The organism is Sphingomonas sp. LY29, assembly GCF_035593985.1.
In the GTDB taxonomy this organism is placed as follows: Bacteria; Pseudomonadota; Alphaproteobacteria; order Sphingomonadales; family Sphingomonadaceae; genus Sphingomicrobium.
Window position 1 is genome coordinate 402,519 of the sequence record NZ_CP141587.1, and the last position, 23,455, is coordinate 425,973.

Annotated in this window: 23 protein-coding genes; 6 read left to right on the forward strand and 17 right to left on the reverse strand. The window is 61.7% G+C overall.

Annotated features, from left to right (window positions below; genetic code table 11):
- Position 1: 1 nt before the first annotated feature.
- Together SH584_RS02020 and SH584_RS02025 are read right to left on the reverse strand one after the other, a co-directional pair.
- On the reverse strand, positions 2-1,051 hold the full coding sequence (locus SH584_RS02020; protein WP_324808144.1) for an EpsG family protein: 1,050 nt from the start codon (positions 1,049-1,051) through the stop codon (positions 2-4).
- A 1-nt stretch (position 1,052) separates the two neighbouring features.
- Positions 1,053-1,514 (reverse strand): lasso peptide biosynthesis B2 protein, encoded by a 462-nt coding sequence (locus SH584_RS02025; RefSeq protein ID WP_324808146.1) that lies wholly within the window; start codon positions 1,512-1,514, stop codon positions 1,053-1,055.
- A 231-nt stretch (positions 1,515-1,745) separates the two neighbouring features.
- On the opposite strand from SH584_RS02025, the gene SH584_RS02030 reads away from it, so the two are divergent.
- The gene (locus SH584_RS02030; RefSeq protein ID WP_324808148.1) at positions 1,746-2,048 is read left to right on the forward strand and encodes a PqqD family protein; all 303 of its coding nucleotides are present in this window, start codon (positions 1,746-1,748) and stop codon (positions 2,046-2,048) included.
- Between the two features lie 4 nt (positions 2,049-2,052).
- Here SH584_RS02030 and SH584_RS02035 read toward each other — a convergent pair whose 3' ends face one another.
- From SH584_RS02035 to SH584_RS02045, 3 genes are all read right to left on the reverse strand, one after another.
- Positions 2,053-2,874, reverse strand: a complete 822-nt coding sequence (locus SH584_RS02035; RefSeq protein WP_324808150.1) for an asparagine synthase-related protein — start codon at positions 2,872-2,874, stop codon at positions 2,053-2,055.
- Positions 2,871-3,899 (reverse strand): asparagine synthetase B family protein, encoded by a 1,029-nt coding sequence (locus SH584_RS02040; RefSeq protein WP_324808152.1) that lies wholly within the window; start codon positions 3,897-3,899, stop codon positions 2,871-2,873. Before SH584_RS02040 ends, SH584_RS02035 begins: the two co-directional genes overlap by 4 nt.
- Before the next feature lie 288 nt (positions 3,900-4,187).
- Entirely contained in the window at positions 4,188-4,934 is a 747-nt protein-coding gene (locus SH584_RS02045) for a hypothetical protein (protein WP_324808154.1), read from the reverse strand.
- Between the two features lie 247 nt (positions 4,935-5,181).
- On the opposite strand from SH584_RS02045, the gene SH584_RS02050 reads away from it, so the two are divergent.
- Complete coding sequence (locus SH584_RS02050) at positions 5,182-6,222, forward strand: nucleotidyltransferase family protein (RefSeq protein ID WP_324808156.1); 1,041 nt, start codon at positions 5,182-5,184, stop codon at positions 6,220-6,222.
- A gap of 26 nt (positions 6,223-6,248) precedes the next feature.
- The gene (locus SH584_RS02055) at positions 6,249-6,668 is read left to right on the forward strand and encodes a hypothetical protein (protein WP_324808158.1); all 420 of its coding nucleotides are present in this window, start codon (positions 6,249-6,251) and stop codon (positions 6,666-6,668) included.
- On the opposite strand, the gene SH584_RS02060 is transcribed toward SH584_RS02055, so the two are convergent.
- The 6 genes from SH584_RS02060 to SH584_RS02085 form a co-directional block, all read right to left on the reverse strand.
- Entirely contained in the window at positions 6,570-7,934 is a 1,365-nt protein-coding gene (locus SH584_RS02060) for an O-antigen ligase family protein (RefSeq protein ID WP_324808160.1), read from the reverse strand. The genes SH584_RS02055 and SH584_RS02060 overlap by 99 nt on opposite strands.
- Entirely contained in the window at positions 7,934-9,115 is a 1,182-nt protein-coding gene (locus SH584_RS02065) for a tetratricopeptide repeat protein (protein ID WP_324808162.1), read from the reverse strand. The genes SH584_RS02060 and SH584_RS02065 overlap by 1 nt, the downstream gene beginning before the upstream one ends.
- A gap of 22 nt (positions 9,116-9,137) precedes the next feature.
- Complete coding sequence (locus tag SH584_RS02070) at positions 9,138-11,336, reverse strand: GumC family protein (protein ID WP_324808164.1); 2,199 nt, start codon at positions 11,334-11,336, stop codon at positions 9,138-9,140.
- Positions 11,337-11,378: 42 nt separating this feature from the next.
- Positions 11,379-12,026, reverse strand: a complete 648-nt coding sequence (locus tag SH584_RS02075) for a polysaccharide biosynthesis/export family protein (protein WP_324809438.1) — start codon at positions 12,024-12,026, stop codon at positions 11,379-11,381.
- Positions 12,027-12,168: 142 nt separating this feature from the next.
- Complete coding sequence (locus tag SH584_RS02080; protein ID WP_324808166.1) at positions 12,169-12,960, reverse strand: metallophosphoesterase; 792 nt, start codon at positions 12,958-12,960, stop codon at positions 12,169-12,171.
- Between the two features lie 41 nt (positions 12,961-13,001).
- On the reverse strand, positions 13,002-14,189 hold the full coding sequence (locus tag SH584_RS02085; RefSeq protein WP_324808167.1) for a glycosyltransferase family 4 protein: 1,188 nt from the start codon (positions 14,187-14,189) through the stop codon (positions 13,002-13,004).
- A gap of 167 nt (positions 14,190-14,356) precedes the next feature.
- Between SH584_RS02085 and SH584_RS02090 the strand changes: the two genes are divergently transcribed.
- The gene (locus SH584_RS02090) at positions 14,357-14,653 is read left to right on the forward strand and encodes a hypothetical protein (RefSeq protein WP_324808168.1); all 297 of its coding nucleotides are present in this window, start codon (positions 14,357-14,359) and stop codon (positions 14,651-14,653) included.
- 66 nt (positions 14,654-14,719) lie between these two features.
- Here the strand turns inward: SH584_RS02090 and apaG are convergent, their stop codons facing one another.
- From apaG to uvrC, 3 genes are read right to left on the reverse strand one after another with little or no spacing between them, the layout of a single operon-like run.
- Positions 14,720-15,127, reverse strand: a complete 408-nt coding sequence (gene apaG / locus SH584_RS02095) for a Co2+/Mg2+ efflux protein ApaG (RefSeq protein ID WP_324808170.1) — start codon at positions 15,125-15,127, stop codon at positions 14,720-14,722.
- A 37-nt stretch (positions 15,128-15,164) separates the two neighbouring features.
- Positions 15,165-15,905 carry a DNA repair protein RecO gene (recO, locus tag SH584_RS02100; protein ID WP_324808173.1) on the reverse strand — a complete coding sequence of 247 codons (741 nt, stop codon included), beginning with the start codon at positions 15,903-15,905 and terminating at the stop codon, positions 15,165-15,167.
- Positions 15,902-17,839 carry an excinuclease ABC subunit UvrC gene (gene uvrC / locus SH584_RS02105; protein WP_324808175.1) on the reverse strand — a complete coding sequence of 646 codons (1,938 nt, stop codon included), beginning with the start codon at positions 17,837-17,839 and terminating at the stop codon, positions 15,902-15,904. The genes recO and uvrC overlap by 4 nt, the downstream gene beginning before the upstream one ends.
- A gap of 147 nt (positions 17,840-17,986) precedes the next feature.
- On the opposite strand from uvrC, the gene SH584_RS02110 reads away from it, so the two are divergent.
- A complete protein-coding gene (locus SH584_RS02110) occupies positions 17,987-18,394 on the forward strand; it encodes a DUF6356 family protein (protein ID WP_324808177.1) in 408 nt (135 codons plus the stop codon).
- On the opposite strand, the gene SH584_RS02115 is transcribed toward SH584_RS02110, so the two are convergent.
- The 3 genes from SH584_RS02115 to SH584_RS02125 form a co-directional block, all read right to left on the reverse strand.
- Positions 18,391-19,110: an aspartate/glutamate racemase family protein gene (locus tag SH584_RS02115; protein ID WP_324808178.1), complete on the reverse strand. Its 720-nt coding sequence runs from the start codon at positions 19,108-19,110 to the stop codon at positions 18,391-18,393. The two genes, SH584_RS02110 and SH584_RS02115, sit on opposite strands and share 4 nt — an antisense overlap.
- Before the next feature lie 80 nt (positions 19,111-19,190).
- Positions 19,191-20,624, reverse strand: a complete 1,434-nt coding sequence (locus tag SH584_RS02120; protein ID WP_324808179.1) for an NAD(P)(+) transhydrogenase (Re/Si-specific) subunit beta — start codon at positions 20,622-20,624, stop codon at positions 19,191-19,193.
- 1 nt (position 20,625) lies between these two features.
- Positions 20,626-20,907: a proton-translocating transhydrogenase family protein gene (locus SH584_RS02125; protein WP_322840402.1), complete on the reverse strand. Its 282-nt coding sequence runs from the start codon at positions 20,905-20,907 to the stop codon at positions 20,626-20,628.
- A gap of 165 nt (positions 20,908-21,072) precedes the next feature.
- Here SH584_RS02125 and SH584_RS02130 point away from each other — a divergent pair, with 165 nt between their 5' ends.
- Positions 21,073-23,367, forward strand: coding sequence for an EAL domain-containing protein (locus SH584_RS02130; RefSeq protein ID WP_324808181.1), 2,295 nt, complete (start codon positions 21,073-21,075; stop codon positions 23,365-23,367).
- The last annotated feature ends 88 nt before the right edge of the window (positions 23,368-23,455 follow it).

Here is a 23,455-nt window from a genome sequence, read left to right on the forward strand (position 1 = left end):
CCTACCAGAGCGGATATAACTGGTAGGGAACCCAATATTGGGCGTGCTCGGCGAAGTTGAGCCACACGAACTGAATCGCGAAACAGTAGACCGCAACCGCGACCTTGTGCAGCGAGAAGCCGGGAAACGCGATGCCAAGTCTACAAAATATCGCAATCTGGAGCGGCAAGACGTACAACGCGACGCGGTCCACCGCGGTCGACGAAGGCGTGGTCGCCAAGACGATGACTAGTGCCAGCGCGGCAAGCGCGAAGTTTCGCCACAACTTGCGCTCCCCCTCGTCGAAGGCAAAGCGGTGCATCCATGGCAGGTAGATGAGCGCCGGAAGCGCCCCCATCGCGACGCGGATGATGGCACCCTGCGATGAATATTCCGCCTCGACGTAGTTGCGCATCAGCCCTTCGACCGCGTCGGAGACGAAGACGTCGTAGAGCAGCACCGACGCGGCGAGCCCGACGATGAGGTTCAACGCCAGATTACGCTGTCCGGCGAAGATCGCGACCGGCAAGGCCAGGACCGCCGACTTATGGAAGGTCGCCGCGAGCGCGATGTAGCCTATATAAACAGTGATCGAACGCCCGCGACACAGGGCCGCAAGACCAGCCATCACGACCGCGAGTGCGACGCTCTGACGGGAATATCCCATCGCGACGACGATCGCGAAGTAAGGAAAGGCGATGAGAACGGCGAGCCACGGATTGGGCTGGATGCGGGCGAAAGAGAAGAGCCCGGCCGCGAAGACGACGCCGCAGAACATGTTGACGACCCAGATTTCGAACCCTGCGGCCTGAACGACCCAGTTGATGAACTGATATCCCGGATCGCCGAGCACAAGCATCTCGCCCAATTCGGAGAAGCGGGCGTACGAGAAGATGAACTCGTAATTCTCCCAGTCGGCGCCGACCTCGTACCGCAAGCCGATCATCAACGCGATGAAGACCATCGCCAGGAAAAGGAGCGGCAACGGCGCCTTGCCCGAAGGGTTGCTCCGTTCCCCGGTCACGAACGAGCCGAGCGTCAGGATTGCGAAAAATGACCAGTAAACAATCATGTCAGGCGTCTACCGCAGGAACCCGAGTGGGAAAAACCGCCATGCAAACATAATTGGGACGCTCCTCGGCCCCGGTGACGATCTGGTCATCCACCGTCAGCCATACATGGGCCTTCAGATCCTGAGGGTTGCGGCAAATGCCATAGTGCAGGAACGAAGCGATCCCGCGCCGACGCAAGGCCCAGTGCATCGCGAAAGCGCGCTGGATGCACACGATCCGTACAGGCAGCCGATTGTTCACGCGGTCGATCGCTCGCTTGATATCCGCAACGCAGCGCACCTTTGCAGGACTTGTGCGCAAATCGGCCCGCGGCGCGCCGACAAGTCGTACCAAATGGCGGAACGGCAGGATCGCGACCAGCAACGCGGCGGCCAGGCACCAGACCGTCATCTCGGCGAAGAGGAGATATTCGCGGACCGGCACCTTCGTCCGTGGTTGTTGGGGATGATTGTACGCGCTCACCGTTCCGGTTCCGTCCTTGGCCGTCAGGAGGCCGTCGTTCCTTCGGCCTCGCGTTGCTCGTCTAGGGTCCCGGCGTCCAACATGGAAGCCAGACACGGAGCGAACGACTCGATCTTTCGGTCTCGCCGTCCGCGATCCCCGGGAAAATGACACGACGCCTCCTTGCGCGCTGGAAGACTTTGAATTGACCGGCTACGCTCGACGACGAACGGGATCGCCGGTGAATTGCGAATGAAGCAGACCGACGTTTCCAAAGAAGGACTGCCCATGACGACCTACCGTCGATCCCCAGAAGCCTTATTCGAAAATGTCGACGGCGACATCCTTGCGCTGAATGTGCAGCGTGGCGCCTGCTACGGCATGGAGAACGTCACCGCTGAGGTCTGGAAGGCGCTTTCGGAGCCGCTCGACCTTGAAGGATTGTGCGACCGACTTGGCAGTGATTTCGACATGCGCGACCCGCAGTGTCGCCGCGACTTGACCCAACTGCTTCACGAGATGGTCGACGAAGGACTCATCGAAAGCATCGCGTGAACCCCTAATCCGGGAAATGCGTGTTCACGAACATCGCCACGGACAAGGTGCTCAGCAGCTTGTTGACATACAGGTCGTAAACGTCTGACCGCCCGCCCCCGGTCCGCGGCCAGCGGTTCAGGAGCTCGTCGATCGCCCGCCGGTCGATCATCTCCCGCACTATGCTGTTTCGCCCCACCCGGTCGAATGCCGCGCCGACTTCCCTCGGGTCGATGACCTCGTTCCAGTCGGCGCCCTGGAAACCCCGGATCGGTGAATGGCGCACCGCGTCCGGGATTCTCGCGCCGAAGGCAGCCTCGTAGACCGGGCGCGCCGTTCCGATCGGAACGAAGTGAGCCGCGGGAATCGCGAGACAGCGTTCAGCGAGGCGGCGGTCCCCGGTCGGATCGCGAACTTCCACGCCCTGATGGACCAGCGGCGAAGTGGATATCGGCTCCATCATCGTCAGGATGTGAGCGACATCGTCGCGATAGCTGCGTTCGGGTCGCCAATCGCGGGTGCGGCGGTGCCGTTGCCGTTCGGCGCTCACGCGAAATGCTCCCTTCAGCATCGGCATCGAGGCGTCGAAGTCGAGCCCCCTGCCCGTCACCCGAACCGCAGCCTTGTAAAGCGCCGCGGGAAGAAACGGCCCGAAGCTGACGCTGGCCACGCTTCGCCAGGAAGAGGCCGAGCGACCACCGATCGTCGTGGCTGCACGCCACCAGGCTGCCGCTCCGTCCTGTGTCAGTAGGTCTCCAAGCGCTTTGCTCCCGCCCATGCTGACGGTGAAATTGCCGACTTGACCGGTGAAAAGAACCGAGGCTCCGACGCCATCACACCGCTTCATGACCGCGTCCCACCATCCAATGTTGGCAGGTTGAACTGCGGCCAGAAGTGGCAGCGATTATGCTCCTCCAAGGCGGAGAGGAAGTTGCGCGATCCGGCCCGGACGATCTCATGATGGATGGTGGGATATGTTCTTGCAGTAACTCCAGCGAGGACGGACTCGTCCGCGATCCATCTATCGCGGGCCCCGTCATCGAACCCTGCGTCAGGAGCGGACGTCATGGCATGAAGACGTTCGCCACCTTCACCCAGAACAATCGCGGCTGAAGTGGCGACCGCGCTGCTGTAGCGCCCAGCGCTGAAGTGTGATGCGACGGATCCCGCATTGCGACGGAGGCGGGCGCGAACGGATCGATCCAGTTCCTCGCGCAACGATGCACCCGTGTCGGCAAGGCTTTCGCGAATGATTGGCACGTCGGCAGGAAACCATAATTGCCTGGTGCTGGTGCCGAATGCAGAGAATTCGACTGCCGTCCCCTGTCGAACCGCGTCGATGCCCTGATACAGGGTCAAGGACCCGTCGGAGAAAACTTCCCCCGACGTAGCGGCGGCTAGGTTCTCGAGGTTTGGCGTGGCGCCGATGCCATCGATAACGCGCAAGGACGCCGGTTGGCTGGCGAAGGCGATGCCGTGCGGCATTTCAGCGTAGAAGAGCGAACGCAGCGACATTGGGCTTCGCGCCAGCGTGAGCTTACGTTCTTCCCCCTCCCGAACCGCCAGCGCGATGTCGCCGATGACATGATCGAACAAGTCGACGCGCCAGCGCCTCCACGCGTGCAGGAGAAGCGAGGCATCACCGATTTGATCCACGCTGAGCTTTGGAAGGCCCAGCCGCGCGATGATTTCGGCGCGATTATCGATACGGGCATCGCTCACGAATAGCGACTGGCCACAGTGTGCAGGCATGACACCTGCATCGGAGCGATCCTCCCTAAGGACCGGCACGAGCAGGCAGGCGAAATCGGCCAGATCTACTTGACGTGAAACAACGGCGTTCGATGCCCGAAGCACCAATGCTTCGAGCATCGCACGACCGCTTGAGGGACAGCCATTCCCGCTTCGCGAAGCGAAGCCGGCTATCACCGACATTGATTAATTATAACGTCGAGACGACGAGATTAGGAACGTTTCGCCTGTCCGGTACCGTCGCCGCGGCTACCCGTCGGATGTGCTTCGGCCGAACCAGCGGAAATCTTGCGAAGGACTGGATTAGTCCACGGCTTGAGATTTTTGGCACACATCATTCCTAAAACTACATCGGCACTGCGTCGCCACGCGAACCCCCATCAGAAAAATCCTGTTAATCAATGTCGTTCAATCTGTGTTTCCGCCGATCGAATTAATGAGAAGTTGAAGATCGCCGACCATTCGATCGCGCGACCAAGGACGCACATAGCGAAGAACCTTCGTCGACTTCGCGAGGCGAAGGCACGATTCCCAGTGAAGCTTGGACTGATCGAGAGTCGGGACGTACCCCCCTCGATAGGTGTTGGCGACGAGCGCCTCGACCGCATGAACGCCTTGCATGGGCTCGAGGGACACGACGTCCCCTCGCGCCAGGATAACGATTGCTTTCAACGGGCGGTCCGTTTCCGCAACCGTTGAAAGCGGAACATCGAACTTCCGATATTTCTCGTCGCCCGCGTAGGAAAGTTCATAGTCGGCGGGATCCCGACCGGAACCGACGACCGCGGCCTCCCAGAGGCGCACGCGCGGGATGCCAGGACTGACGATCGGCTCGCCCCTTTCGTCGAAACTGACGACGACGACATCGTCCGCCAGCACGGGATATCCGGCGTCATGGAAACAGGCGGCCAGTGTGGACTTACCCGCGCCTGAGTGCCCCATGAAAGCGCACGCCTGCCCGTCGATCACGATGGCGTTGGCGTGCAGTGGAAGCAGACCGCGCTGATGAAGGACGACGCCCATCACCGAACCAAGCAAGAACAGCCGAACGTTCGCCCATTCGGCCCCCGGTGCGGGGTCGACCACGATTCGATTGCCGTCCTGGATCAGGTAGGAGGCGACATCCTCGATGCCGATCAACATCCCGCCGGGCACGCGATGCTCCCCAGGCCCGAGTTCTGCGCCTACCGGAACCGACCCGACTTCAATGCAGACGTCCGGGGTAACAGGTTCGATTGCTACGAGTTCAGGAAGATAGATGGCGCTCGCAAACGTCAATCCAAACAATCGGTAATATCGTAAATCGTTCATTAGCGATCGTTAGCTGCCCCCGCCGCTTAGCGCCATGCAGGCAACTGGAAAGCCGTAGCACAATTCGCCCGGCTTGCCCTATGCATCCTCAATGCTCGAAGATCCTGAATTCCGACTGCTCCTGTCCGCGTGCCGTGCTTCTTACCAGAATTCGGCCAAATTCGGATCGGCGCCAATCGACGAAGAGCGCTTTCTTCGGCTTGTCGGACGTCATCGTGTCGACGGCGTCGCCAATGCCGGAATATCTGCGCTCGTCGAGGGAGAGGGCTACGGATTCCAGGCTCAGCTTGCCCGCCAAGCAAGCGCGGTGATCAGTCGGAACATGCTTCAGCTGGTGGGGTATCGGGACCTTCACCGGGCCCTGGCCGGTGTCGGGGTGGATCATATCTTCGTCAAAGGCGCGACGTTGGGCGCGCTCGCCTATCCCTCTGCCTTTATCAAGCGCGGGCTCGATATCGATATTCTCGTCGACGACGTCATCGGCGCCGCAAATGTCCTGTCGGGACTCGGCTACACTTGTGACGACCAGACGCTATCGCACCCGGCGCGCCTCGCGGAGTGGCACCGCCACCACAAGGAGACATCATGGATCAGGGCCGACGGAGTGATGATCGATCTTCACTCTCGGCTGACCGATCATCGCGCGCTGATCCCGACAATAGGACTCGCCACCCCTCGGCAGACTGTCGAGCTGCCGGGCGGGATGGCTCTGCCGACGCTCGCCGACCCTGAACTCTTCGCTCACCTTTGCGTGCATGGCGCCTCAAGCTGCTGGTTTCGACTCAAATGGATCGTGGACCTTTCGGCTTGGGCACATGCCCGCGACATCGACGTGCTCTATTCTCGCTCGCTTGCACTGGGTGCGGGTCGCGCTTCGGGCCAGGCGCTGTTGCTCGCGGACCGGCTCGGCCTGCTCGATCTTTCCAATACTCTGCGGGACACCATCTCGCGCGACCGCATCACGCAATGGCTCGCGAAACTAGCAGAGCGCGAGCTTCTCGATATCCGCGAGCCGACCGAAGTCACGCTCGGCACGTTGCCGATACGGGGATCGCAACTGCTTATGCATAAGGGAATGTCCACCGCCCTTCGCGAAGGCTATCGCCAAATTTTGGAGGTATCGCGAGCCTGAACCGCAGTGCGTGGCGTTCGACGGCGGTGGAGTGGTATCAAATCAAGCAATTCATCGCGCACGCGACCTCGGTCAGCATGGATGCGTTGCATGTCGTCGTCGGGGTCATCGGGCTGTTGATCGCCGCAAGAGTTCTCCGGCTGTCGATTGCAGACGGTCGACCGTGGCTGATTCTGTTGGTGATCGAAGTGCTGAACGAGCTTAACGACCTTCATGTCGAGGAATGGTCCGAACGCGCGACACAATATGGCGAAGGCGCCAAGGACGTCGTCCTCACGATGCTCATTCCGACACTATTGCTGGTCTTGGCCAGAAGCCGTCGGCGACTGCTCGCAGGAAGATCGGCGTCAGTCGATGACGAGATGCCGCGTCGGCCGGAGATCATCCTCCCCGCGAGCGATCCGCCGCGAGGCCATCATCAGGCCGAGACACATAGCGAAGACTGAAGCGATCGCGGCGGTCCTCAGCGGATAGTCGACCGCCGAGTGAATTAGGATCGTCGCCGTAGCGATGGTCGACGCCATTGCAAAATGATCCGCCGATGGTGTTGTCACCACATCCCTGACCCGTGCCAGCCACCACAGCATGAAGATGACGATCAGCAGCACGCCGGCGAAGCCGAGTTCCAGCAGGATTTCGGCGTAGTCATTGTGGGCATGGTTGATGAACGTGCGATCGACCTTCGAAGGCTGTTCGAAGAGCGGATAAACTTTCGAGTAGGTGCCGAGTCCAGTCCCGATCAGACCAAACTCGTCGATGGCCGACTTCGTCGTCTCTAGGATCTCCCCGCGCGAACTGATCGACACGCTGTCGTCCCCTGCCATCAGCTTGTTCCCAAGCGGGCTGGCGATGAGTACAGCGACACCGAGCAAGGCGGCGACTGCCAGTCCCGCAGCGGCACGCCGTAACATCCGCGACTTCACGGCAAGGATCGTAGCCGCACTCGCCAACGCGACGGGAACTGCGAGACCATATCCGGCGAAGGAGCGATTGAGTGCAAGTCCGACCAGCACGACCCCAACCCCGGCCGCGGTCAACGCAATCGCAGCAGACTTCTTTCGCGAATCCTTCGAAGATTCGAGGATGGTGGCGCCGAGCGCCATAATCATCGGAATGGCGACCAGCAGCAACGTCGCCATGTGATTGCTGTTGGCGAAGAAGCCGACGGCCGTCCCGAAATTGCTGATCGGGTAGAGATAAACCGACGAATCCGGGTCCGACATCGACGATTGCAGAACGCCTAGCATGACTGCCAGGAGCGTCGTTCCGACCAACGTTGCGGCCAGCCTAACCGCGTTCGACTCGCTCAGCCGGAGCACCGCCACCAGCATTGCAATGGGCGGAATGAGCGTCGGCAACGTCGTCAGGGTGTCATAGGGCGACAAGGACATCGGCATCGCTTCCGCCGACAGACCCAGCGTCCTGAACCCGTCCGCCAGCAAGCTGCGGCCTGGCAATGACTCCCACAAAGATGCGGGCAAAGGAACGAGCTGCAGAAAGACGAAGCCGATCGCCGCGACGACGATCCAACGCAGCACCGTCTCCCCACGATGAGGACGGCCACGCTGCGAACCAAAGCTGGCCCAGCCCAGAATGACAATGCCCAGTATCTGGAGGACCATCGCCGCCCAGATCCCCTGGACGCTTCCGCCCAAAAGCAGGCAGAGCGCAAGATAGATGGGAGCCACCCAATTCTGCAGTTTCGCGATCATCAAGGGGCCACCTTCGTAAGCCGAAGATTCTCCACCGTCGCATTGACGGTATCGGGAAACTCAGGTGCGCTTCCCAATAGCTCCAGGCGCTGCGCGGCGCAGCCGGATGGGACGCTGAAGTCGGCGGAACGATCTTGGCTTTTGTCCCCGCCTCTGAGCGGAATTCGCACGAGCGCTGACGAGGCGCCGACACAATTGATCGACCAGCCGAGCACCGCCGCATTTTCGCTTCCACCGGTCGTACGCATCGACAGGCGGTATCGACCGGGCGTCAAGCGAAGCAACTGCTGCGCCAGAACGGCGTTTTCGCGACCATAATAGAGAATGTTCAGCCGACCGGCGGAGGGCTCGGCGACGCCGGCACCACTGGATAGCAGCGTCCAATTGAATGGGGGCGGCGCTTTCGAGGCCTCGAATGTCGGATTGAATATCAGCGCGGGAGCTGAGCCGGTCTGTCCAGACACTCGCCTCCAGACATCATAGGCGCGATCGATTTGCTCGGCTTTCACCAGGACGGCGAGCAGTCGTTTTGGCCAATTCGTCGCCGGATCAACGGCCCCTCCCGACCAAAGCGACATGACGAGCGCGGCGTTGGCAGGGTCCGCCGCGAGCGCGTCGAGGAGCACCGGTTCCAGCGCAGGATTGTCGCGCAAGATGAGGCGAAGCTGGCGCTCACCGCCGGGCATCCTTGCATATTTTACAAGTGCTGGGACAAGCGTGCTGCCGGCCTGCGGGACAAGTTTCGACAGCACCGAAACTTGCTGGAGGCCACTGACGATCTGCCCAGTCTCCGCAAAACGTTCGGCAAGGAAATAGCGGGCCGGGATCGAACGGGGGTCACGCCGAACGGCGGCCTGCAAAGACGCCAATGCCTCGTCGGGTTTGCCGCGCTGCTGTTGGTTGATCCCATGAACGACGAAGGGCTCTGGCGACAGCGGACTCTTGCGGGCAGCCGACACGACCGAAGTGACGACGGATCGATTCACGTCGCGACGGTCGACAGCGCTCCGCCCGATCGCTTCCAGGCCCTGGCGAATGACGACCTGGGGATGCCCCGGCCACAGCTTGGCCGCCAAGTCCGGGGCTTGCCGGGACCAGGCGCTGACCGCCGCCGTACGAACGACCAGCACGAGCGCGGAGATCGCCATCCCGGCAACCAGAGTCAGGCGCAGGGTCTTCATGCGAACCTCAGGCCCGTCCGAGTCAGGCGTCACCTTCGTGCGGTATCATCAGGATCTCGGTCCGCTTCTTGTCGATGGCGCCATAGCCGTACGCCTTATAGCCGTAACCGCCCATGTCTTCCGCAGCCTTGGTCAAGGTTGCGCCAACGATCTGTGCCCCGGTTCCGCGAAGCATTCCAAGCGCCTCCAGCGCCGCCTTGGTCCGCGTCTTTCCGCTTTCGACCACGAACATGACGGCGTTGGCGAAGGACGCGAGCATCAGGGAGTCGGCCAGGCCCATCACCGGCGGAGCGTCGATGACGATGATGTCGAAGTGACCCGACGCTTCGGCCAGGATCTGCTGGAACCGTCCGGTCGACAACAGATCGGCCGGATTCGGCGGGATCGGCCCGCTCGGCATCAGCCAGAGGTTCTCGAACTGTGTCGGAAGGACATGCTTGCGCAAATCCTCGCCCTCGTCGGTCAGAAGACGAGTTAGGCCATATTTGTCCGACGCCGCCTTGAATGCCGGCTTGCGAAGATCCGAGTCCATCAGCAGCACCCGCGCGCCGCGACGAGCGAAGTTCTGCGACAGCGCTAGAGACGACGACGACTTGCCTTCCGACGGCCGGGTGGACGTGACTACCAACGTCTTCGGAAGCCCGCCTTCGGTACTGAACCGCAGTGACGCCACGACCGACGAATAGGCTTCGGAGACGATCGACTTGGGGTCCTTCAACTCGTCGACGAAGCTGTCCTTGCCGGTGGTCTTCGGTATTGCGCCAAGGCAGGCGAGGCCCAGCTTCGAACGAACGTCCTCACGGGTCTTGATGGTGTCGTAGAGGAATTCGAGCGCGATCGCGGTCAACATGCCGAGGACGAGACCGAAGAGCGACCCAAGCAGCAGGTTGAAGAACAGGTTCGGCCTGAACGGACCGCCGGGCACTTCTGCCTTGTCGACGATCGACACGGGTGCCGACCCGATCCCGCCCGCGACGCCGACTTCCTTGAAGCGCTGCAGCAGGGCGTCATAGAGGCTGCGGTTGGTGTCTACTTCCCGCTGCAGAATATTATACTGAATGCTGCGTCCACGCAGGTTGAGCACCGAGCCCTTCAGCGCGTTCACGCGGCCCTGAAGCGCATTCTCGGCGGCCTGCGCCCCCCGATATTCGCTAAGCAGGCTGTTCGAACGGCCAGACGCGACCTGCGACGTTTCGCGGCTGATCTGCCGGTTCAATTCGTCGATCCGCGAACGAAGGCTCAGCATTTCCGGGTGATCCGGCTTCATGAGCGTCCGCTTGTCCTGATACTCGGCCTCGAGCGCCGCGCGCGACTGACGAAGCGCCTGGGTGCCGCTATTGTCTTCGGTCGTCGGTCCGACGGTCATGGACTGACGGTAAGCGCCCTCCGCGGCAACGCGCCGAGCTACGGCGGCCGACAAAGCCTGGTTCAAGGCCACCAGCGATTCACCCTGGAGAGACCCGACGTCGCCGTTGGGCTGGCCATTCTCGCCGCTACCGATGTTGATGATCCCCTGCGCCTGGGCGTAGGCCACCAGCTGCCGCTCGGAGCGTTCGAGATCGCTCCGCACCTTGACGATCTGACGCTCCAGGAAGGTTCGCGCGTACGCAGAGGCATCGTATCGGCGCTGCAGCGTCGAATTAATGAAGCTGTCCGCCACGCCATTGGCGATCGAGGCCGCCAGCTGCGGCGTCTCGGCCTCGTAGCTGTACTCGATCAGTTGGCCTTCCTTGGGCGCCTTGACGTCCAACCCTCCGGCGACACGAGACGTCGCGATCTCGAGACGCGATTCTGCGGTCCCGCCTGTTCCGACGAAGTCTTCGTTGTTCGCAAGGTTCAGATCCTGCGCCGTACGCTCGGCGATGGCCCGGCTCGACAGGAGACCGACTTGGGTAGCGATCACACCCCAGTTCGTCTGCGCTGTCGCCGACTCGCGGCGTCGTTCGTCCATGATTTCTACGGTCGGCGGGCTGACCTCCAGCGTCACGAACGACCGGTACATCGGCTTCGTCAGCATCGTCACGACGATCGCGGCCAAGATCCCGAGTGCGATCGCGCCAAGGATTAGCCAGCGCCAATGGCTGACGATGCGGAACAGCGCCGCAAAGTCGAGGCCGGGCAACATGCCCTGCTCTTTTTGCGGAGCCTGCGGGCGCTGATCTGGCGAATAGCGATCGACAACCCACGTGTTGTCATCGCTAACAGCGATGTTGTTATTCAAGACTTGAAGCCCTTTTCACGAGACACGGTCGAAGAACAGGCTTCAGAACGGCCGGAAAATAGAGAGGATCGGAATCGAGTTCATCAGCTGCTTCTGGGCAGCCTTGATCTGCGAACCATCGATGACGACAATGTCGCCGGGATAGACCTGCGGGTCCTTGGCTTCGCCGCGACGAATGCTGGCAAGGTCGAAAGCAGCCGCCTGACGCTGGCCGCTGATCGTCCGGAAAATCGCGACGCGGCGCGAATTCGCATCCTCGCCCAGACCGCCGGCCAGCGCCACCGCCTGCATCAGCGTGGTCGGCCCATTAATCGGGAAGGAGCCCGCCCGTCGAACCGAGCCGTCTACCGTCACGCTACGCCGGGTCGAGGACTTGATGCCCACGCTGACGTCGGGATTTTCGAGATACTTCTCGCCAAGCTTGCGGGTCAGCGCGTCATCAAGCTGCGCCGTCGTCAGGTCGGCGGCGGCAAGGTTACCGATCAGCGGCAGCGATACCTGGCCAGTCAGATCGACTTCATAATCGCCCGACAGGTCCGGCATTTTGAACACTTTGATCGCCAGGGTATCGGCTGGCGCGATCTTGTAGCCAGCCTCCAATGTCTGCGTCGTCGGCGAATCCGGAACGCCGAAGGTCGGAACGTCATAGGGAATAGGGCCGCCGCGCTTGTCTCCGCATCCCGCCAGCATCGCAGCCACGCACGCGGCGATCGGAATTGATCGCATTTGGAGGAATGTCTTGGTTGGTACGCGTTTGCTAATCATCACTTAGATCCCGTCACTTGTAATTCAACAGCGCTCGCGCACTCGCTCACTAACCTGCGGCGCCAGCCTAATCAATCGACCGCCTGCCCGCGCTTGCAGGGCCGGACGTCGCCAGGAAGCGCCGTGACGTTCCTTCCAACACGGCGGCGGTCAACACGCCGGTTCGATAAGCGCCGGTATCGATGCCCAAGCGATTGGGCCGCTCGATCACTTCCTCTTCTATGGTGTGACCATGAACGACCACACAACCATGATCCGTGTCGCTTTCGAGGAACGGCTGGCGGATCCAGCGCAAATCCGACTGAAGCTGGAGCGACAAGTCGACGTCGGGCCGAATGCCGGCATGAACGAAAAGATAGTCACCAATCTTCAGCGTGTCGGCAAAGCTTTCGAGGAAACGCACATGGTCGAGGGGGATCGCCTCCCGGATAGCAGCAATCGTCCTTCGTCCCGACATTGACCGAAGCGATTCGGCGCTGACGCCATAGCTTTCGAGAAGTTCGGCACCGCCGTACTTTAGCCAGCCGTCTACAAGATTGCGCTCGCCGGCCAAGATACGAAGCAACACTTCTTCATGGTTTCCCAGCAAGAACACTGGCTCGACGCCGGACCGGTCAAAGCGGCGCAATGACTCGATCACCTCTCGCGACTGAGGGCCGCGGTCGACCACGTCCCCGAGAAACACTATTATCGTCCGGGTTTGATCATTACGCGCCATGTCCTCGTCGATTTGAACGAGCAAATCCTGAAGAAGGTCCAGCCTACCGTGAATGTCGCCAACCGCGTAGACTCGCATGCCTGCGGGCAACCGCGGCAGACGATCTTCGGAAGATCGAGAAAAGAAGCGTTTGAATATCATGCGGTCGCAGAGCCAGTCACTTAGCGATGATGAATAGGTCGTTAAGAGCAATCATTGAGGGCAGATCCGTAAGCCTCCAAGATAATGTGCTCGTCGAAGTCACGCTCTACCTTGGCGCGTCCGGCGAGGCCAAGCTGATGACGGCCCTCCTCCCCAATATCGATCATTCGCTCGATGGCGTCGGCTAGGGAGCGAGCCGAACGCACCTGGCATAGGTAGCCGTTAACGCAATCATCGACGATATCACGACATCCCGGGACATTAGTGCCGATAATCGGCGTAGCCATGGCCGCCGCTTCGATCAGGCTGCGAGGTACACCTTCCCGATATGACGGCAAAACGACACAATCGGCTTTAGAAATCGATTGGCGTACGTCTGTCACCTCGCCCCAATACTCGACGACACCCTCCCGCACCCACCGATCGATCGTTCGTCGATCGATGGCGGCTCGATTATCGACACCGATCGGCCCAAGCAGCACAAAGTTCGCGAAGTTTGGCCTTGACTTCAAGATGAGGCGCGAGGCGTCGACAAACTCTGCGACACCTTTGTCGGACAGCATCCTCGCGACCAGCAGAAATCGCACCGCGCCGGAGCGACGACGCCTATCGATTGGAGAAAAGCGGCGTAAATCAACTCCGGATCCCGGAAGAACGCCTCCCTGCCTTGGTTGACTGATTCCACGCCCCTCAAAAAGTGCTCGGTCTTCCTTGTTCTGAAAAAACACTTTACACGACCCGGCCAATGCCAATCGATAAAGAATTGCCACCAGGCGCTGCAAAGGCCCCGGCCGAGCGAAGGCCGTCCCCAGACCACTGATGTTATTGTAGCGCCGTACACCGCACAGCCGGGCGGCAAGGCCTCCGTAAATATTCGGCTTGATCGTGAACGCAAGAAAGGAGTCTGGCCTGATTCGGCGAAATAAACGGATGTAGGATACGAAAGTGACGACGTCGTCTATCGGCGAAAGGCTGCTACTTTTCAGAGGAATGGAGTAAACTTCCGCTCCAAGCTCACGAAGTTTCGGGCCATGCCCGTCGTCTGGAGCAATGACATGGACCTCGCGCCCGGACGCGATGAGATGCTGGACGAGACCCGACCTAAAGTTGAGAATATTCCAATATCCGTTCGCCGACACAACAAGGGTCCGACGGGGCTGCTCGGCCGAAACCGCAGGCAACCTCCGCACTCTTGCGACATTTAATTCCTCGCTAAGCTTGACCGACACGTCTTGCCTCGTAAGCAAACTGAGGAGACCACATTCTCGGCACCTCACTGCGCGTTCCGGCGCCTTCACGCAACAATTTTGAGTTGACGGCGTTTGTGGGTTGGCAATCGGAGATTTTATCCGTTATGGAGTTCGAGTTGCCCCAACGTGAAACGAGGGATTGAGATATGCGTAAGTTGACGACACTCACCGGAATGCTTGCGCTCTGCGCGGTTTCGACCAGCGCGGTTGCTGCTGCGCCTGCGCGCGCTGCTTCGGACTGGGCCGCTCTTAGCGCCATGTCGGCAACGACCACTTCGGCTGCTTCGGCTGCCGTTGCTCAGGATTATGATCGTGGCGAGCGCGCTTTCCCGATCCTTCCGCTCGCACTGATCCTGCTGACCATCGGCGTCGGAATCTATCTCGTCGTCTCGGACGAAGATAGCGACCTCGACCTCGACTTCGATCCGGTCAGCCCGGCGTAAGCAAACGTCGTAACGACTTTGGAACGGCCCGCCTAAACAGCGGGCCGTTTTTTGTGTCTTGAAGGTTCAGCCTCGACGTGGCGCGAGCAATGGAAACTTAGGGATCTGCGCCTGAAACGGTGCCCCGTCCTCATCGACGAACTGATAAAGTCCGCTCATCGAGCCGCTTGAGGTATCGAGCGGACATCCGGAAACATAGTCGTAGCTATCGCCGGGCAGAATGACCGGCATGTCCCCGACAACGCCCTGCCCTCGCACTTCGTGGATGGCACCGCGCCCGTCGACGATCGTCCACTGCCTCGCAAGCAATTGTACCGACGTCTCCCGCCGGTTCTCGATTCGGATGTGATAGGACCAGAACCAACGCTGCTGATCGGGCGCCGATTGGTCGGCGAGGTAGCTCGTCGCGACTCGGACGACGATTCCTTCGCTCTCGGCGGAATGCGGAAACAGCAGAGCGAGGGTGTCGACCATGACCTAATGCTATGCGCGCCTTGAAATCTTGCGCAAGCTATCCATTGCCGGCCGCCCCCCGCAGGCGGTCGATCAGCCGGTCGCGCGACGCCGCGATCGGGGCGGCGCGACCGGCGATCAGGTCCCGCTCGAGGAAATGACCACTCAGCGTCAGCCCCTGCAAGATGTCCTGCCATCCCGCCGGCCCTCCCCCCCGGACGAAAGCGGGCAACGCGAGCAACTTGCCCGCATGAGGAGCGGCGGCGACACGGCCGACCGCCCGACCGGATCGGGGACTGACGGCGACCAGGTCGTTGTCCGTCCCGGTGACGGCGCATTGCTCGAGGTCGAGCCCGAAGCCCAACTCCGCAAGCATCAGCAATTCGTAGCGCACGAGTGAAGCGCCCCAACCACTGGCGGACGGCGCCGCCTCGATAGCGGCCAACAGACCGTCGAGCGCGGCATAGAGCCGGCCATAGGGCTGCCCCTCCGGAAGTGCCGTCGCCGTCAGGGCGCACACCCAGTCGATCGCGGCCGCGGGCAAGGCTTCGGACAATAGCGGCGCCCGGCTGTGCACTAGCTCCACCGTCGCCTGCGGCAACTGGACGTCGTTGCGCGCGGTCAGCCGCGCCTCGACGATGTTTCCGCCCATCAGCACGGGTCGCATCTGCCGCCCCCGTGCGCCCCGCACATAGGCAGCCTGCAGACCGTCGCGCGGAGTCATCAGCCGAACGACCGCACCATGCTCGCCATGCGCGCGAAGCGCAACGACGATCGCTGCGGTGTCGATCCTGATCATCCGCGCGGGTGGAAGTAATCGTAAAGCTGCCGCGCCATCGTGCTCGATATTCCGGGCGCACGCTCCAGGTCCGCAAGGGCGGCATTCTTCACCGCCCGCGCCGTCCCGAAGTGCATCAGCAAGGCGCGCTTCCGGTTCGGTCCGATGCCCGGCACCTCGTCCAGCGTCGACGTCGTCAGGCTCTTCGCCCGCTTGGCGCGGTGCGTTCCGATCGCGAACCGATGCGCTTCGTCGCGCAGGCGCTGAAGGTAGAACAGCAACGCATTGTTTGGCGGGAACGTAATCTCGCGACCATTGGGCAGGTGGAAGGTTTCGCGCCCGGCATTACGATCGGGCCCCTTCGCGACCCCGATCACCGGAATGTCGTGAACCCCGGCATTCTCCATGATCTCGCATACTGCCGACAACTGTCCCTTGCCGCCGTCGATCAGCAGCAGGTCGGGCCATTCGCCGCTCGACCGATCCGGATCCTCCTTCTCCAATCGGGCAAAGCGCCGCTCAAGCACCTCGCGCATCATCCCGAAGTCGTCGCCCGGCGTGATTCCCGACTTGATATTGAACTTCCGATAGGCGTTCTTGCGAAAGCCCTCCGGCCCCGCGACGATCATCGCGCCGGTGGCGTTGGTGCCCATGATGTGGCTGTTGTCGTAGACCTCGATGCGCTTGGGAATGACGGGCAGTTCGAACGTCTCGGTCAGTTCCTGGAGCAATTTGCCCTGCGTCGTCGACTCGGCCATTCGCCGCTCCAGCGCTTCCTCGGCGTTGCGCTTGGCCTGATCGATCAGTCGCTTTCGGTCGCCGCGCTGGGGCCGCTGGATCTCGACTTTTCGCTCGGCGCGTTCCGAAAGTGCTTCGGCCACGAGTTCCCCTTCGACCAAGTCGCGGTCGAGCAAGATCCGGCGCGGCGGCGGGACGTCTTCGTAAAATTGCACGAGGAAGCTCGACAGCACTTCCTCTTCGGGGACCTCGGCGGTTTGCGCGGGGAAGAAGGACCGATGGCCCCAATTCTGTCCGCCGCGGATGAAAAAGGCCTGGATGCACATCTGTCCGCCCTTGCAGGCGAGCGCGAAGATGTCGCCGTCGCCAAGCCCTTCGGCGTGGACCGTCTGGCTTCCCTGAATGTAGGTCAGCGACCGCAAGCGATCGCGATAGACGGCGGCAAGTTCATAGTCCTGCCGCTCGGCCGCCTCCGCCATCTGCTTGCCAAGCCGGACCTGAACCCCGGTCGACTTTCCCGCCAAAAACGACTTCGCGTCATCGACCAGTTCGGCATAGTCGCCCGGCTCGATCCGACCCACGCACGGTGCGGAGCAGCGGCGAATTTGGTAAAGCAGGCAGGGCCGCGACCGGTTCGCGAAAAAGCTGTCCGAACAACTTCTTAGAAGGAAAAGCTTCTGCAGCGCGTTAAGCGTCTTGGTGACCGAACCGGCGCTGGCGAAGGGTCCATAATATTGCCCCTTGGCCCGCCGCGCACCGCGATGCTTCTGCACGCGCGGGAAGGCATGATCCTCGCGCAGCAGGATAAAAGGAAAGCTTTTGTCGTCGCGGAGCAGCACGTTGTATGGCGGCCGAAAACGCTTGATCAGTTGCGCTTCGAGCAGCAGCGCCTCGGCCTCGGTATTGGTGGTGACGATCGTCATCGATCGCGTCTGGCCGACCATGCGCTGCAGACGCTTCGGCAGGCGATTGACCTGCGTGTAGCTGTTGACCCGGTTCTTCAGCGCCCGCGCCTTGCCGACGTAGAGCACGTCGCCCTTGGCGTCCTGCATCCGGTAAACGCCGGGACGAACCGGTAACGTCTTCAGCACGTTGCGGATCGCCTTCACGCCGGCGTCGAGGTCGGGCGCGTCGCTTCCGCGAACGGTGTAGGTCGCTTTTTCCTCGTTAAATCGCGCGCCGGCGCGCGGATCGTCAGGTCGTTCGGCTTTGCTCACCCGGTCGATCTAGGAACTTTATGGCCTCCTTGCGAGGCCTGCGTGGCCGTCCTTTCGGCGCATTCATCCCGTCCCCTCATCGCATCGAGCGTTGACGGTGACGCAACGATCAGGTTGCTTCGCCGTTCAAGATCGCCGGAGGGACCATTGATCCGACAGTCGAAGCAGCATCTGTCCGCCGCGGGCGAACGCTACGGAGAGCATTTCCGGTTCGCGACCACCGTCGGCTGTTTGGCCGTCGCCGCGGGAATCGCCTGTCTTCTCCACGCCGTGATCCCGGCGCTATGCACGGGCACGTGCAGCCGGATCATCCGCCGACTGAACGTCCTGTTCGACGAACGCGAGCGCCTTTCCGAAATCAGTGACGAATCGAGCGACGCCATTGCCTTCGTCGTCCTCCTCGGCCTCGCCACGATCGCGGTCGTTCCGCTGTGGGCGATGGCGGTGCCGACGCCGATCCGTCTACTTTACACCGCTCTCGCCTTCGCCATTCCAGCCGCCTTGTTGCTCAGCAATCGCGAACTGGCGAGTGAACCCAGAACTGTTCCCGCCTAAGCGGCCGCGCGCGCCGCGCCCTTCTCCTCGGTCAGCATCCACTCGACCGCCGCTGCCGCGTGAATCGCGGTAGTGTCGTAGACGGGGAGCACGTTGGCGCGCACGTCGACTGCCAGCACCAACTCGGTGCAGCCAAGGACGACCGCCTGAACCTTCTGCTTGCCGAGTTCGGTGATCAGAGTCTTCAGCTTGCGCTGGCTGTCACGGACGACGCGGCCCGCCGCCAGCTCTTCGTAGATGATCCGATCGACCTCATCGCGCCACGACTGCGTCAGTTCGGTAATGACGATGCCGTGCTGCTCATAGGCATGCCGCGCGGAAGGGTCGGTCATGGTGTGCCGGGTTCCCAGCAGGGCGATGCGGCTGCGGCCGTCGGCGACGATCCGGTCCGAGGTTGCTTCGGCGATGTGCATCATCGGCAGACCGGTCGCTTCGACCACCGGCTCGTAGGCGCGGTGCATCGTGTTCGACGCCAGCAGCAGGCCCTCGGCCCCCGCCCCGGCCAATCGCTTGGCGGCATCGACGACCATCTCATTGGCGGCGGTCCAGTCGTCCTTCCGATGAAGCGCGGCATAGTCGGCGAAGTCGAGGTTCTCGAGCAGCAGCCTTGCGCTGTGGAGCCCGCCGAGCCGTCGTCCCACTAGGCGATTGATATGTTCGTAATAGAGCGCGGTCGAAGCCCAGCTCGTCCCGCCGATAATCCCCAGCTTTTTCAAATTCGTCCCTCCCCGGACACACCCCGGCCGGGGTATCCGGCTGGGGGCTTTAACCCAGAAACAATGTCGTGCTGCTGCCCCTAGCCGAGGCTCTTCACGATTTCCTCGACCATCTTCTTGGCGTCGGCCAGCAGCATCATCGTATTGTCGCGATAGAATAATTCATTGTCGACGCCGGCGTAACCCGCGCCGCCCATCGATCGCTTGATGAACAGGACGGTGCGAGCCTTTTCCACGTCGAGCACCGGCATGCCGTAAATGGGCGAACTCTTGTCGGTTTTCGCGGCCGGATTGGTGACGTCGTTGGCGCCGATCACGAAGGCGACATCGGCCTGCGCAAACTCGCTGTTGATGTCCTCCAGTTCGTGCACCTCGTCATACGGCACGTTGGCTTCGGCCAGCAGCACGTTCATGTGCCCCGGCATCCGGCCAGCGACGGGGTGGATGGCGTATTTGACCGACACGCCCTTCGCTTTGAGCATGTCCGCCATCTCTCGCAGCGCGTGCTGTGCCTGCGCGACCGCCATGCCGTAACCGGGGACAATGATAACGCTGTCAGCCTGCTCCATCAAGAAAGCGGCGTCTTCGGCCGAGCCGCGCTTGTAGGGACGATCTATCGCTTCCGCCGCAGGGCCACCCGCGACCGCGCCAAAGCCACCGGCGATCACGCTGATGAAACTACGGTTCATCGCGCGGCACATGATGTAGCTGAGGATTGCGCCCGACGATCCGACCAGCGCGCCAGTAATGATCATCGCCGTGTTGCCCAGCGTGAAGCCCATCGCCGCAGCCGCCCAGCCCGAATAGCTGTTGAGCATGCTGACCACGACCGGCATGTCCGCGCCGCCGATAGGAATGATCAGCAGGAAGCCGATCACGAACGACAGGGCCATGATCGTCCAGAAGATCCACGGCGACTGATCGCCAGTGAAGTAGACGATGAGTCCCAGGATCGCGCCGAGCGTCGCCAGATTCAGGAAGTGGCGCGCTGGCAAGAGGATCGGCGCCCCCGACATGCTGCCGTTGAGCTTCAGGAAGGCGATGACCGACCCCGAAAAGGTGATTGCGCCGATGGCGACACCAAGGCCGAGCTCGACCCTGCTGACCGGCAGGATGCTGAGGAACGACGGGGACGCGATCGGCGTGATGCGCACCGCGATTCCGAACGCCTCTGGATTCAGAAAAGCCGCAGTGCCCACGAGCACCGCGGCCAGTCCGACAAGCGAGTGAAAGGCTGCGACCAGTTGCGGCATCGCCGTCATCTGGATCCGCCGCGCAGTCACGATGCCGATGACCGCGCCGATGGCGATGGCGATCCCGATTTCCGGAAGCGACGCCACGTCGTGCACCGCCAGCGTCGTCGTGACCGCGGTCCCCATGCCGATCATGCCGAGCTGATTGCCGCGCTGGCTGGTCGCCGGGCTCGACAGCCCACGAAGGGCAAGGATGAAGCAGATTCCGGAAACGAGATAGGCGATCAGCACCCAAGCCGGGACGGCAGCGGCCTGGTGCATCCTAGCGCTCCTTCTTCTTGTACATCGCCAGCATGCGCGCAGTCACCGCGAACCCGCCAAAGATATTGATGCTCGCCAGCACGATCGCGATGAGCCCCAGCCACTTGGCGATTGGGTTGCCCGCGGCGGCGGCGGCGATCAACGCGCCGACGATGATCACGCTGCTGATCGCATTGGTGACGGCCATCAGCGGCGTGTGCAGCGCTGGCGTCACCGACCACACCACGAAATATCCGACGAAACAGGCCAGCACGAAGATCGACAGGATCGAAATGAAGTCCACGCGCGCCCCTTTCGCAAAAGATCGACGGACTGTGGCAATCCGCGCGACCCTTGTCGAGCGGATTGGGACGCGCTCGGCGGCACGGTTAATCAAGGTGCGGTTTCCGATTTAATAACCTTTTGCGGTGCAGAGCGGACTTCTGACATTGCAAGGAACCACCGGCTCATGCGCTCGGTCATGAATCGCCAACGTGCAGACGGGACGAAACGCCCGGTGAAGCTGCTCGCCTGGGCGATCGTGCTCGGCCTGATCTTCGGCCTGATCGGCTTCGGAGAAATCGCCGAAAACGGCCTTCGCGTCGCCCGCAACCGGATCAACGAAAAGCCCGTCAGCGGCAACATTGTCCTCGTCGCAATCGACGAGAAGGCCATGCAGCAGTATGAACATTGGCCTTGGTCGCGAAGCCTGCACGCCGAACTGGTCGAACGAATTGCCGCCGCCAAGCCTAAGTCGATCGCGGTAGACTTCCTTCACGTCGGCAAAAGCGAGCCAGAGGACGATCGGCGGCTGGTCGAAGCGCATCGCATGGCGTCGAACGACTATATTGCGATGGGCGACCGCACGGGTGGCGGCGAAGGAGGTGGCCAAGCCGCCCTGCCGATCCCGCAACTTCGTTCGGTTGCCGGAGTCGCGACGGTCGCCGCTAATCACAATTATGCGAACGAGATCTGGAACCTACGGTACGCGGGTCTCTACGACGGCCGCGTCATCCCGACGATGGGTGCCGTCATGGCGAACGTTAAAGGCCCGCCGGGAGAATCCTTTCCGATCAACTACGCTTTCGACGTGCGAACTGTCCCGACGATTAGCGCAGCCGACATCCTGTCGGGGTCGGTTGGCCCGGAGCGGCTTGCAGGCAAGACGGTCATCATCGGACCCAACAGCGTTCGTATCGGCGACCAGTACCTTGTCCCAGGCTATGGCCGGCTGGGCGGCGTCTTTGTTCAGATTCTTGCCGCGGAGACCTTGATGGCAGGGCGTCCCGTGTCGCTGGGCTGGCTTCCGGGTATGCTGATCGCGATCGCGTCCGTGCTTTGCATTCTGGCGAAGCGCCGCATCGTCAGCGTCGTTGCGCTGACATTGTCGGCGACCGTCCTGCTGGTGGGGCCGGTCTTCCTGGAGCAGCGAAACATCTTCACGGATGTCACGCCGGGCCTGTTCGTTCTGCTTGTGGTCTCGTCCGGACTCGTCTGGCGCTTCTTGACCTCGCGTGGCGTCAAGAATGCCGTCACTGGGCTTCCCAACCTCAACGCTCTGAAGCGGTCGAGAAGTGAACGGGATCGGCCGCTGATCGCCGCACGAGTCATCAACTATCCGGAGATCGCGTCGACCTTGTCGATCGAGCAGGAGCGCAGCCTGGTCGAGCAGATCGTTGCCCGCCTGCGCGTCGGATCACAATCGTCCACCGTCTATCAAGGCGATGAAGGCATTTTTGCCGTCACTGCCGATCCGGGCACCGCGCTCGGTAATCACGTTGAGGCATTGGCCGCACTGTTCCGCAGCGCTGCCAAGGTCGACGGACGGCGCTTCGACCTCGTCGTTACCTTCGGCGTGGAGATCGGCAGCGGTCGTTCCGTCGCGAACCGGCTCGGCAGCGCGCTATCGGCAGCTGACGACGCGGCACTCGAAGGACTTCGCTGGAAATATCACGATCCCGAACGCCTGAAGGACGTAAACTGGAAGCTGTCGCTCCTCAGCCAGCTCGATCAGGCCGTCGATAACGGCGAGGTATGGGTCGCCTATCAGCCCCAGGTCGAGCTTGCGACGGGCCGGATTCGCGGCGCCGAAGCGCTGGCGCGCTGGACGCACCCGGAAAAGGGTCCGATCAGCCCTCACGAATTCATCACGGCCGCAGAACAGAACGACCGGATCGAGAAGCTAACCTTTTTCATCCTCAACAAGGCAGTCGAGGCAGCAGCGGAGATCAATCGGCGCCAGCCCGGGTTCGATATGGCCGTGAACCTTTCGGCCAAGATGCTTGCGGACCGCCAGCTCCCGTCCAAGGTGAAGGCGATCCTGGGCCGGCATGGGCTCGACCCAGCGCGCCTGACGCTCGAGCTGACCGAGACGGCGGCGATCGTCGGCGATGGTTCGGGCATCGAGCCGCTCCTCCGCCTCCGCGACCTCGGCGTCCAAATTTCGATCGACGACTATGGCACCGGCATGTCGACGCTCGAATATCTCAAGAAGGTGCCGGCCGGCGAGATCAAGATCGACCAGAGCTTCGTCAAAGCGATGCGCGACAACCGAAGCGACCTGGTCATGGTGCAATCGACGATCGCGCTTGCGCATTCACTTGGCCGCACCGTCGTCGCCGAAGGGGTGGAGAGCCGCGAAGTCCTCGACCTGCTGGTCGCAATGAAATGTGATTTTGCTCAAGGGTTTATCATCGGTCGGCCTGCCAGCTTCGAAGGTCTCAAGCGACGACTATTTGCCCGGAAAGGTCGGCAAGTCGCGTAATTGGTAAATATCTTGATAACCATTTCTATTAGGGTTAATGTCTCCGTCTGCGGTGCGAGTCGCCGTGTAACGACAGGGGACGAATATG